Annotated in this window: 7 protein-coding genes; 1 reads left to right on the forward strand and 6 read right to left on the reverse strand. The window is 62.4% G+C overall.

What is annotated here, in order from left to right; genetic code table 11:
* Window positions 1-2: 2 nt before the first annotated feature.
* A complete protein-coding gene (locus tag AC1DYO_RS07815) occupies window positions 3-2,429 on the reverse strand; it encodes a GcvT family protein (RefSeq protein ID WP_477261915.1) in 2,427 nt (808 codons plus the stop codon).
* A gap of 240 nt (window positions 2,430-2,669) precedes the next feature.
* Window positions 2,670-4,208 carry a trimethylamine methyltransferase family protein gene (locus AC1DYO_RS07820; protein WP_477261917.1) on the reverse strand — a complete coding sequence of 513 codons (1,539 nt, stop codon included), beginning with the start codon at window positions 4,206-4,208 and terminating at the stop codon, window positions 2,670-2,672.
* Between the two features lie 216 nt (window positions 4,209-4,424).
* On the opposite strand from AC1DYO_RS07820, the gene AC1DYO_RS07825 reads away from it, so the two are divergent.
* Window positions 4,425-5,015, forward strand: a complete 591-nt coding sequence (locus AC1DYO_RS07825; RefSeq protein ID WP_477261919.1) for a transglycosylase SLT domain-containing protein — start codon at window positions 4,425-4,427, stop codon at window positions 5,013-5,015.
* Between the two features lie 13 nt (window positions 5,016-5,028).
* Here AC1DYO_RS07825 and AC1DYO_RS07830 read toward each other — a convergent pair whose 3' ends face one another.
* The 4 genes from AC1DYO_RS07830 to AC1DYO_RS07845 all read right to left on the reverse strand — a co-directional run bounded on the left by AC1DYO_RS07830 (window position 5,029) and on the right by AC1DYO_RS07845 (window position 11,491).
* Window positions 5,029-7,362, reverse strand: a complete 2,334-nt coding sequence (locus tag AC1DYO_RS07830; RefSeq protein ID WP_477261921.1) for a dipeptide ABC transporter ATP-binding protein — start codon at window positions 7,360-7,362, stop codon at window positions 5,029-5,031.
* A 46-nt stretch (window positions 7,363-7,408) separates the two neighbouring features.
* Entirely contained in the window at window positions 7,409-8,566 is a 1,158-nt protein-coding gene (locus AC1DYO_RS07835; RefSeq protein ID WP_477261923.1) for an ABC transporter permease, read from the reverse strand.
* 12 nt (window positions 8,567-8,578) lie between these two features.
* Window positions 8,579-9,613, reverse strand: coding sequence for an ABC transporter permease (locus AC1DYO_RS07840; protein WP_477261925.1), 1,035 nt, complete (start codon window positions 9,611-9,613; stop codon window positions 8,579-8,581).
* Between the two features lie 225 nt (window positions 9,614-9,838).
* Window positions 9,839-11,491, reverse strand: coding sequence for an ABC transporter substrate-binding protein (locus AC1DYO_RS07845; protein ID WP_477261927.1), 1,653 nt, complete (start codon window positions 11,489-11,491; stop codon window positions 9,839-9,841).
* Window positions 11,492-11,576 lie beyond the last annotated feature (85 nt).

Genomic DNA, 11,576 nt, shown 5'->3' on the forward strand with positions numbered 1-11,576 from the left:
CCTCACCCCCTCATGCGCTCGAAATTGGCATCGAACAGCGGCGCCGCCTGTATGCGCGCCGTGTGGCGTTTGCCCAAAAGTTCGATCTCGAAGCCGTCGCTCTCGTCGGCGATCTCCTTCGGCACATAGCCGAGAGCGACGGACTTTTTCGGATGGTGCGCATAGCCGCCTGACGTCACCCAGCCGCGCACCGCGCCATCATACCAGATCGGCTCGTCGCCGATGACATCGGCGTCGTCGGCATCCAGGATGAAGGTGCGCAGCCTGAGCTTGCCGCCTTGTTTGCGCTCGACAAGAGCGCCGGCCTTGCCGATGAAATCGGCGTCCTTGCCATAGGCGACGAAACGGTCGAGCCCGGCTTCCAGCGGCCCGTAGATCGGCCGGTATTCGCGCGCCCATGAGCCGTAATTCTTTTCCAGCCGCAGTGCATTGAGCGCGCGCGAGCCGAAAAAGCCGATGCCGAATTCCGCGCCCGCCGCCATCAGTGCCTGGAAGGCGGCGCGCTGATATTCCGGCGCCACCCAGATCTCGTAACCGAGATCGCCGGTGTAGCTGACGCGGCCGACCAGGCACGGCGCCATGCCGACATCCATTTTCGCGACGGCCATGAACGGAAACGCCGTATTGGCGACATCTGCGCGGCTGACTTTCGCCAACACGTCCCTCGCCTTCGGTCCGGCGATGGCGAGACCGCAGAGCTTTTGCCCCAAAGCCTCGATGCGCACTGAACCATCCCGAGGCAAATGCGCCTCGAACCAGCGCATATGATACTGCTCGGCGATACCGGAGCCGGCGATGAACCACTCGCCGTCGCCGACGTTGGCCAGCGTGAAATCGCCGATCAGTCTGCCGTCGTCTTTCAGCATCGGCGCCAGCGTCATACGGCCGGGCTTCGGCAGCTTGCAGGCAAAGATCCGGTCGAGCCAGGCGGCTGCCCCCTCGCCTGTCACCTTGTATTTAGCGAAGTTCGAAATCTCCGCCAGGCCGACGCCTTCGCGAACCGTCGCGACTTCCTTCGCAACGTAGGTGAAATCGCTCGAACGCCGCCACGAGAACTCGTCCTTGACGCCCGCAGGCGCATACCACAGCGGCACTTCCAGCCCATAGGAGACGCCCCATTGCGCGCCCTTGGCCGACAACAAGTCGTAGATCGGCGTCGTCTTCAGCTGCCGCCCGGCGGGCAGTTCCTCATTGGGGAAGCGGATGGAGAAGCGGCGCGAGTAATTCTCGCGCACCTTGGAGTTGGTGTAGGCCATCGTCGCCCAGTCGCCATAGCGCGCGACATCCATGGCCCAGATGTCGGCGCCGGGGTCGCGTTCGATCATCCAGTTGGACAGCGCCAGACCGACGCCGCCGCCCTGTGAAAAGCCCGCCATGACGCCGCAGGCGACCCAGAAACCCGGCAGCCCGCGCACTGGCCCGACCAGCGGGTTGCCGTCCGGCGCGAAGGTGAACGGGCCATTGATGATCTGCTTGATGCCGGTCCTCTCGAAGGCCGGGAAATGGCGGAAGCCGACCTCGAGCGACGGCGCGATGCGGTCGATATCCGGTTCCAGCAGTTCATGGCCGAAATTCCACGGTGTGGAGAACTCGGACCAGACCTTGTTGGCCTTCTCGTAAGTGCCCATCAGCATGCCGCCGCGCTCCTGGCGCAGGTAGAGCTCGCCGTCGAAATCGACGGCATGGATGATCTCGGTGCCGGTCTTGGCGTTCCAGGCCGCGACCTCGGGCATATCCTCGGTGATCAGGTACATGTGCTCCATCGCCAGCACCGGCAGCTCCAGCCCAACCATGCGACCGACCTCGCGCGCCCACAACCCGCCGGCATTGACGACATGCTCGGTCACCACCTCGCCCTTGTTGGTGATGACACGCCACATCCCGTCGGGCCGCCGCACAATGTCTTCCACCTTGGTGAAACGCTCGACCTCGGCGCCGAGCTTGCGCGCCGCCTTGGCATAGGCGTGCGTCACCCCCGAGGGATCGAGATGGCCGTCTTCCTTGTTGCGGACGGCGCCGACGAATTGTTTCGGGTCGAGCAGCGGCATCAGTTCGGCCGCTTCATTGGCCGAGATTTCTTCGAGGTCGATGCCGAGATAGCGCCCCTTGGCAACGACGCCGCGCAGCCAGTCGAGCCGCGCCTCGGTCGCCGCCAGAAGCACGCCGCCGGTCAGATGCACGCCGGTCGCTTGACCAGACAGCTCCTCGATCTCCTTGTAGAGCGAGATCGTGTATTTCTGCAGCTTGGCGACGTTGGGATCGCCATTGATCGTGTGCATTCCGCCGGCCGCGTGCCAGGTCGAGCCGGAAGTCAGCTCATCGCGCTCCAGCAGCACGACATCGGTCCAGCCATGACGGGCCAGATGGAACAGCACCGAGCATCCGACGACGCCACCGCCAATGACCACCACCTTTGCATGCGATTTCATGGATTTTTCTCTGATATCAATGAGTTGGGGAGACAAGCTGAATCAGAGAGGCAGCGCCAAGCACCCCCCTCTGGCCTGCCGGCCATCTCCCCCTCAAGGGGGAGATTAGCAGCTGCAGCGCCGCCGATCTCTTTTCAACGTAGGTGATTGGCGAAGGAAGATGTGACAGCCAATCTCCCCCCTTGAGGGGGAGATGTCCGGCAGGACAGAGGGGGGTGCCGCGCGCCGACGCTAAAAAAGTCACGGCTCGCCTTGCCCGATCGCTTCCTTGCGCCTGGCCATGTACGCCTCCAGCGCCTCGCGCACGGCGATGTCCATCACCGGCTCGACATAGTCTTCCAGCGCCTTCTTCCACAGCCGCGTCGCGCGCGCCGTCGTATCGAGGCCGCCGGCCTCCTGCCACGCCTCATAGTTCTGCCAGTTGGACAGCATCGGCTGGTAGAAGGCGGTGGCATAACGCTCCAGCGTGTGCGGCTCGCCGAAGAAGTGGCCGCCGGTCGGCACCGCGCCCAGCGCCTCGACCGCCAGCTCCGCCTCGTCGACGACGATCGGGCGCAGAAACTCCATCATGTGCTGGATCATCTCGACATCGATGATGAGCTTTTCGAACGACGCCGTCAGGCCGCCCTCCTGCCAGCCGGCGGCGTGGTAGACGAGATTGCCGTGGCCGAGCACCGTGCCCCACAGCGCCATCAACGTCTCATAGGCGCCCTGCGCGTCGGCGGCGTTGGAGGCCGAACCCGGCGTCGTGCGGTAAGGCAGATTGTAGCGCCGCGCCAGTTGCCCCGAGGCGATGTTGGCTTTGGTGTTCTCCGGTGTGCCAAAGGCCGGCGCGCCCGACTTCATGTCGACATTGGAGGTGAAGGCGCCGTACATCACCGGCGCGCCGGGTCGTACCAGCTGCGTCAGCACGACGCCGAACAGCGCCTCGGCATTCTGCTGCGCCAACGCGCCGGCGAGCGTCACCGGGCTCATCGCGCCCATCAGCGTGAACGGCGTCACCGCCACCGACTGGCCGAACTCGGCCATGGTCATCAGCCCTTCGGCCATCATCTCGTCGAAGCGGCGCGGCGAGTTGACCGAGATGATGGTGGCGATGCCGGGGTCGTCGCGCATCTCGTCCAGCGTCAACCCGCGCGCGATTGCCATCATCTCGATGCCGTCCAGCGCCCTGCCGCGGCCGATCGCCGAGACATGGAAGGATTTGTCGGTCAGCGTCAGATTGGTGAAATAGGTGTCCATATGCCTGGTGTTGGCCGGCAGCTCCACCGGCGCGCAGACCTGGTTGCCCAGCATGTGGATACAGTTGAAATGCTGCGCCAGCCGGGTGAGATCGGCATAGTCGCGCAAGTTTCCGGCGCGGCGGCCGCGCTCCATGTCATGCACATTGGGCGGCCCGGCGACGAGGGTGAAATTGATCGTGTTGCCGCCGAGATGGATGGTGTTGGCCGAATTGCGCGGCGTCAGCCGGTAGCTGGACTGCGTGGTCTTCAGCGCCTCGGCAACCAGGCCCCTGTCGACGCGGACATTCGCCGTCGCATGGTCGACCGTGGCGCCCGATTTCTCGAACAGTGACAGGGCCCGAGGGCTCATCACCTCGATGCCGAAATTCTCCAGAATATGCATCGACGCCTGATGAATGGCCTCGATCTGGTCGGCCGACAGCATTGCCATCGGTGGATAGGGATTGGTCACCCGCCTGAGCGGCAGTTGCGGGATGGCCGACGGCCCCCTGTTGCTGGTTCGCTCGGCGCCGCGCTTACGTCTTGGTTCATTCATGCCGGCATCAAAGCCCCGGCAAACCACGCAAGCTGTCAGAAATACGCCATCCGCGGGCGTGATTTTACCCACGACGGCATATCTGCAATTCCCGTTTAGAAAAACCGACACATATGTCGAATTATCGACATCGCACTTTTCCGATTATTGACGTCTGACGAAGCGTTAACGGACGAAGCAAGACTCCTTTTATGTTTTGCGCCTATTCGTCTTCCAATGCGTAGGTCGAGTTTTAGTAAAATTGTAGCGGTTGGTGTGCTGCTGGCTCTGTCAGCCTGCGCGACGCCGCCAAACCATATCAACAATGTCTGTGCCGTCTTCGACCAGAATGACGGCTGGTTCGACAACTGGCAGGCGGCGGCCGAACGCGCCTCGCAAAAATATGACGTCCCGGTTCCCGTGCTGATGGCGACGGTGCGCAAGGAGTCCGGATTCAAGAGCAACGCCAGGCCACCGCGCACCAAGCTGCTCGGCTTCATTCCGTGGAAGCACGTCTCCTCGGCCACCGGTTTCTCGCAAGCGCTCGACGGCACCTGGTCGCAATACCAGAGCGAAACCGGCAGCTGGGGGGCGCGGCGGACAAAATTTGCCGATGCCGTCGATTTCGTCGGCTGGTATCATTCCAAGACCGCCGACACGTTCGGCGTCGCCCGCAACGACACCTACAACCTCTACCTCGCCTACTATCTCGGCTGGACCGCCTATGGCCGCGGCAACCGCGGCGATGCCGGCGTGCAAGGCTATGCGCGGGCGACCGAAAAGATGGCCCGCGACTATGATGCGCAGTTACGGCAATGCGAAAACTAACACCCTTCCCGGTTTAGTGCCGCCTTGTCGTATCTTTCGGCTTTTTAACACCGGTTTCGGAAGCCTCGTCGACTACTTTGTTGCGACGGGCTCGCATCCCAGCCTGGCCCTGCTCCACGGCCTCGCCGATCTCGTCCGCTTCCGCGGTCGACGCTTTGCCACGCGGCCGGTTGGGCGCTGTTCCTGTCGAACCCGGGCCGCTGCCATGCGGCGCATCTTCCGGCACGCCCTCATGCGCCGCGTGTTCCTTGTCGAACTTGATTACCGGCTCCATCGTCGCCAGCACATCGTCCGACAGCCAGCACAGGCTCATATGGCCGTCGCCGAGATGCTTGACCGGCGGCACCTTGGTCTCGCACAGATTGTCGGGCACCAGCTTCTTGTAGCCGCACCGCGTCTGGAACGGGCAGCCGCTCGGCGGGTTCATCGCCGACGGGATATCGCCCTCCAGCACGATGTGTTTCTTGACCACGCTGGTGTCGGCAATCGGGATCGCCGACAGCAGCGCCTCTGTATAGGGGTGGTAGGGCGGCGCGAAGATCTGGTCGGTCGTGCCCTGCTCGACGATGTAGCCGAGATACATGACCACGACGCGGTCGGCGATGTAGCGCACGACGGACAGGTCGTGGCTGATGAACAGCATCGTCGTCTTGTTCTTCCGCTGGATGTCCATCAACAGTTCGGTCACCGCCGCCTGCACCGACACGTCCAGTGCCGAGACCGGCTCGTCGGCCACCACCACCTTGGCGTCGCCGGCGAAGGCGCGCGCCACGCCGATGCGCTGCTTCTGGCCGCCTGACAGCTGGCGCGGCTTGCGCGTCTCGAAGGCGCGCGGCAGCTTCACCAGGTCGAGCAGTTCCAGCATGCGCTTGCGCCGCTCGGCGACATTGTTGCCGACATTGAATTTCTCCAGCGTGCGGATGATCTGCGAACCGACCGAGTGGCTGGGATTGAGCGTGTCGAACGGGTTCTGGAACACCATCTGGATCGATGACACCGTATCGACGCTGCGCTTCTCGATGCCGGTCGACTGGATCTGTTTGTTTCCGAGCGTCACGGTGCCTGAACTTGCCGTCTCCAGCCCGAGCAGCACCTTGGCCAGCGTCGACTTTCCGCAGCCGGACTCGCCGACGATGGCGACGGTCTCGGATTCGCGCGCCATGAACGAGATCGTCTCATTGGCCTTGACGACGCGGCCCTCGCTGGAGCCGAATACTTCGCTGCCGCCGACCTTGTAGTATTTTCTCAGATCCTCGATCTTGAGCACCGGGGCCCCGGGCACGACACGCTCATTGACCTTCTTGGCGCCGGGCGGCAGCGCTTCCCAGTCGATCTCGTTGAAGCGCACGCAGCGCGAGAAATGCCCCTCATGGCCGGCGACTTCGATCATCGGGATCTCGGCCGCGTTGCAGACGCCCTCGACGAAGTGGTGGCAGCGCGGGCCGAAATTGCAGCCCTTGGGCCTCTCATGCGGTAGCGGCAGCTGACCGGGGATCGAGATCAGCGGCCGCGAATTCTTGTCGGCGCCCGGCAGCGGGATCGAGCGGAACAGCCCTTGCGTATAGGGATGACGCATCCGGTCGAACACGTCCTTGATCTTGCCGGTCTCGACCGCTTCGCCCGAATACATCACCGTGATCCGGTCACACGTCTCCAGGATCAGGCCGAGATTGTGCGACACGAAGATCATCGACGTGCCGAACTTTTCGCCCAACCCCCGGACCAGTTCGACGATGCCGGCTTCCACGGTCACGTCGAGCGCCGTCGTCGGCTCGTCGAGCAGAAGCAGCGCCGGCTTCGACAGCAGCGCCATGGCGATGACGATGCGCTGCTGCTGGCCGCCGGAAAGCTGGTGCGGATAGGAACGCATCATGCGCTCGGGGTCGGGCAGCTTCACCGCCCGCACCATTTCCAGCGCCCTTTTGTAGGCCTCTTCCTTCGACACCTTGTCGTGGATCAGCGGCACTTCCATCAATTGCTGGCCGACCTTCATCGCCGGATTGAGGCTCGCCATCGGCTCCTGGTAGATCATGGCGATCTTGTTGCCGCGAATGGAGCGCAGCTCCTCGTCGGACAGCTCGCCCATGTCCTTGCCCTGGAATTTGATCTTGCCGCCGACGATCTTTCCGATGTTGGAAAGGTCGCGCATGATGCCGAGCGAAACGGTCGACTTGCCGCAGCCGGATTCGCCGACGATGCCCATGGCTTCGCCGGGCATCACCGTGCAGGAAAAGTCCATGACGGCAGGGATCTCGCCCTTGCGGGTGAAGAAGGAGATCGACAGGTTCTCGATCTCGATGATCGGCCCATTGGTCGGCTTTGGGGGATTTCGAACTGCCTCATTCATGGGTCGCTCCAATCCTATTTTCATGCGTCGGGCCAAAACCCGCAGATCAGTCTTTCATCGATTGTTCGCGCAGCGAGTCGGCGAGCAGGTTCAACCCCAGCACGAACGACATCAGCGCGATCGTCGGCGGCAGCGCCGGGTGGATGAAGGAGCGCAGCAGGCGGCTGGCATCCTTGATCGCGGTGCCCCAGTCCGGGCTCTCCGGCGCCAGGCCGAGACCGAAGTACCCCAGCGTGCCGAGCAGGATCGTGGTGTAGCCGATGCGCAGGCAGGCATCGACGATCAGCGGTCCGCGCGCATTGGGCAGGATCTCCCACAGCATGATGTACCAGGGCGATTCACCGCGTGTCTGCGCCGCCGCCACATAGTCGCGTGTCTTGATGTCCATCACAAGGCCTCGCACGATACGGAACACGCCGGGACTGGAGGCGAACACCACCGCCACGAAGATGTTGAGCTGGTTAGGATCGATGTGGATGACTTTGAACGGATCGGCATCGAAGACCAGGCCGGCATAGACCCAGCCGCCGATGACCAGCGTCAGCCCGAGCAATATGTAGAGCCGGTCCGGCCGGTTCTTGTAGCGGGTCCAGAACAGCACGGAAAAGAAAATGATCGGGAAAAGGAAGAACAGGCCGGCCATCGCATAGGGGATGGGCGTGTCCATGATGCCTGGCGTCACCAGAAGGTAGAACAGCAGGATCACCGGGAAGGCCAGCACCAGATTGGCCAGGAAGGACAGCACGGTGTCGATCCTGCCGCCGTAATAGCCGGCGGGCAGGCCGAGCGTGATGCCGACCATCAGTGCGAACCCTGTCGCCGCCGGTGCGATGATCAGCACGATCTGGCTGCCATAGACCATGCGCGAGAATACATCGCGGGCGAGCTTGTCGCCGCCGAAATAGTAGATGAGCTTGGATACCGGCTCGATCCCGCCCGGCAGCGCGTCCTTCATGATCGGCACCTGGGAAAGCGGATCGAAGGGCGCGACGGTTGCCGCAAAGATCGCGGTGAACAGCCAGAACAGGCAGATGCCGACACCGACAATGCCGACGCCGCTGTCGAACAGCTGGCCGTAAAGGCCGAGCCTTTTCTTGTAGGAGAAGCTCGCCCCCATCACCAAGGCAAGCCCAAGCCAGACCGGCCAGAAACGCGCAATCACGCCGAGCACAATGTTGAAGGCGCCGATATATTCGACCTGCATCTGCCCGGCCCCCTATTGAACTCTGATACGCGGATTGAGGAACGCGTAGCCGACATCCGAGATGAGCTGCGTGATCAACACGATGAACACCGAAACCAGCGAGCAGCCGAGCAGCAGGTCGATGTCGTTATTCCCGGCAGCCTCGACCAGCGTGTAGCCAAAGCCCTGATAGCGGAACATCACCTCGACGATGACGACGCCGGTGAGCAGCCAGGGGAATTGCAGCATGATGACGGTGAACGGCGCGATCAGCGCATTGCGCAGCGCGTGCTTCACCACGACGCTGCCGAAGGAGAGGCCTTTGAGGCGGGCGGTGCGGATATATTGCTGCGTCATCACCTCGACCATTGAAGCGCGCGTCATGCGGGCGATATAGCCGATGCCGTAGATCGCCAGCGTCATCACCGGCAGGGTGAAATTGTAGAAGGTGATGCCCTGGCTGGCCGAAGCGGCCGAACCGTTCAGCCAGCCGAGCCAGGAGGCGAAGATGACGGTGAAGATGACGCCCGACACATATTCGGGCGTCGCCGTCGAGGCGATCGAGGCGACGGACAGCGTTCGATCTGTTCGTGACCCCTCGCGCATGCCGGCCAAAATGCCGATCAGCAGCGATATCGGCACCATCACGGCCAGCACGCAAAGCATCAGAATGCCGGTGGCGCCGAGTGCGGGGAAGAGCTTTGACGCAACGTTGGTCTTGAACTTGGTCGAGCAGCCGAAATCGCCTTCCAGGACGCCGGAGAATTTGGGCTCCAGCGGATCATTGCAGAAGGAAAAACGCTGCGTCGGCTTGCCGGTCACGGGATCTGTCACCGGCTGCTTGGGCAGGACGCCCAGCCACTGGCCGTAGCGCACGAAGAAGTTCTGCCGGTAGCCATGGTTGACCAGCCAGCTTTCGAGCTGCTCGGCGGAGGTGTGCATTTCGGTCTGGCTGATCGCCAGCTTCTTCAGATTCGGCTCGAGGTTGATCAGGAAGAAGACGATCATCGTCAGGCACAGCATCGTCAATGCCATGGTGCCGAGACGCCGGATTACGAAAGAAAGCATGGCGGTCCCCTGCCGGTCTGGTTGGGGTTGGAGCCAGCTTGGAAAACCAGCTTTGCCGTTGCCGGCAGAGTTGGCCCTCAAACCGGCCCTCGAATGCGATCAACCCTGTTTGTTGCTTGGCCCTTCCCGAGAAGTCCGCAGATCTGTGCTGCGCCGGCTTCCGGTTCTGGATCATGCGAGGCGTGACGGGGAAGAGGCGAAGCGCCTCTCCCCCGATCAGGTCGATCAGGCCTGTTCGAGCCAGATCTTGCCGTAGTCGCGCTCGTAGGTCGGGTGCATCTTGTAGTTCTGCACCGCCTTGACCGAATGGCTGTAGAGCTTGCGCCAGTAGGGCTGAATGATGATGCCGGAATCCTGCAGCGTCTGCTCGATATCCTTCATCATTTCCTTGCGCTTGGTAGCGTCGGCGACCGACAGCGCCGCGTTGAGCTTGGCATCCCACTCCGGATTCGAGTAGGCGGCCTCGTTCCAGGCTTCGCCGGTGCGGTATGCGATGGCCAGCACCTGGACACCCAGCGGGCGCATGTTCCAGTTGGTCATCGACAGCGGGTACTTCGTCCAGTCGTTCCAGAACGTCGAACCCGGCAGCACCGTGCGCTTCACCTTGATGCCCGCGTCGCGCAGCTGCGCGGCGATGGCGTCACCGGTATTCTTGTGCCAATCCTCGTCAACCGTGATCAGCTCATGTTCGAAATCGGCCTGGCCGGCTTCGGCCATCAAAGCCTTGGCCTTGGCGGGATCGCGGGCGATCTTCGGAAGTTCGTAATATTCCGGGTGGATCGCGCACACATGGTGGTTCTCGGCGACGGTGCCGGCATTGCCGTAACCGAGTTGGAGGACCACGGCGTTGTCGACGCCGAGCTGCAAGGCCTGACGAACCTTCTGGTTGTCATAAGGCTTGTTGTTGATGTTGGTGCGGCACACGATGGTGGCTGCGGTCACAACTTCCGACTTCACCAGATCCATGCCGTCGAGGATCGACACATAGTCGGCCGACGTTTCGAAATTGGTATGGACTTCGCCAGCTTCGAAAGCGCTGACCATGGCCGCCGGATCGGTGCCGTAGTCGACGAATTCGATGCCGTCGAGGAAGACTTCACCGTCCCACCACTTGTTGTCTTCGCGGCGCTTGTAGACCACTTTCTGGCCGACATCGTAGGACACCAGTTCGAACGGACCGGTGCCGATCGGGCAGGCTTTGAAATCACCGCCCTTCTCGTCGAAGCTCTTGTGAACGATGAGGCCGGGATAGTCGCACATGTTCGGGATCAGCGCGATGTCCGGCTTGCCGAGCTTCAGCTTGACGGTCATGTCGTCGACCTTGGTCACGGCACTCTCGTCGAGCTTGTCGTCCTTGACCAGCGTGCCGAGGCGGCCCGGCATCGAATTGCCCTCGGCCTTCTTGTCGGCCCAGCGGCGAATGTTGAAGATGACGTCTTCGGCGGTGAAGGCGTCGCCATTGTTCCAGGTCACGCCCTTGCGCACATGCAGAGTGTACTCCGTGGCGTCGTCATTCACGTCCCAGCTCTCCAGCAGGTAGGGGCGGAACGTGTATTCGGTCGTGTACTTGACCAGCGGCTCCAGCGCCTGGCGCTCGGCATTGGCGATTTCCGACCAGTCGGACTTGCGCGGGTCCTTGGGATCCTTGATCCATTGGGCGACCTTGAGGATGCCGCCCTTCTTGCCCTTCACTTCTTCGGCCTTGGCTGGCGTCGGATCTACTAGGCCGAGCATGCCGTAGGCCATCGCCGTGGACGCGCCGAAGACGCTGGCCATGGCGAGGAATTCGCGGCGATCGACCTTGCCTGCCTTGGCTTCTTCGGCCATGGCCAGGATGTGATCCGGAACGCGATCGCCATTACTCTTGTAAATTGTCATGACTTAACTCCCATTGTTGGCTTTCCGCCTTTTAACATTCCGCATCCAGGCCACGATGTCAAAGCGGCATGGAGTGGGAACATGT

The organism is Mesorhizobium sp. P2_F5, assembly GCF_056403715.1.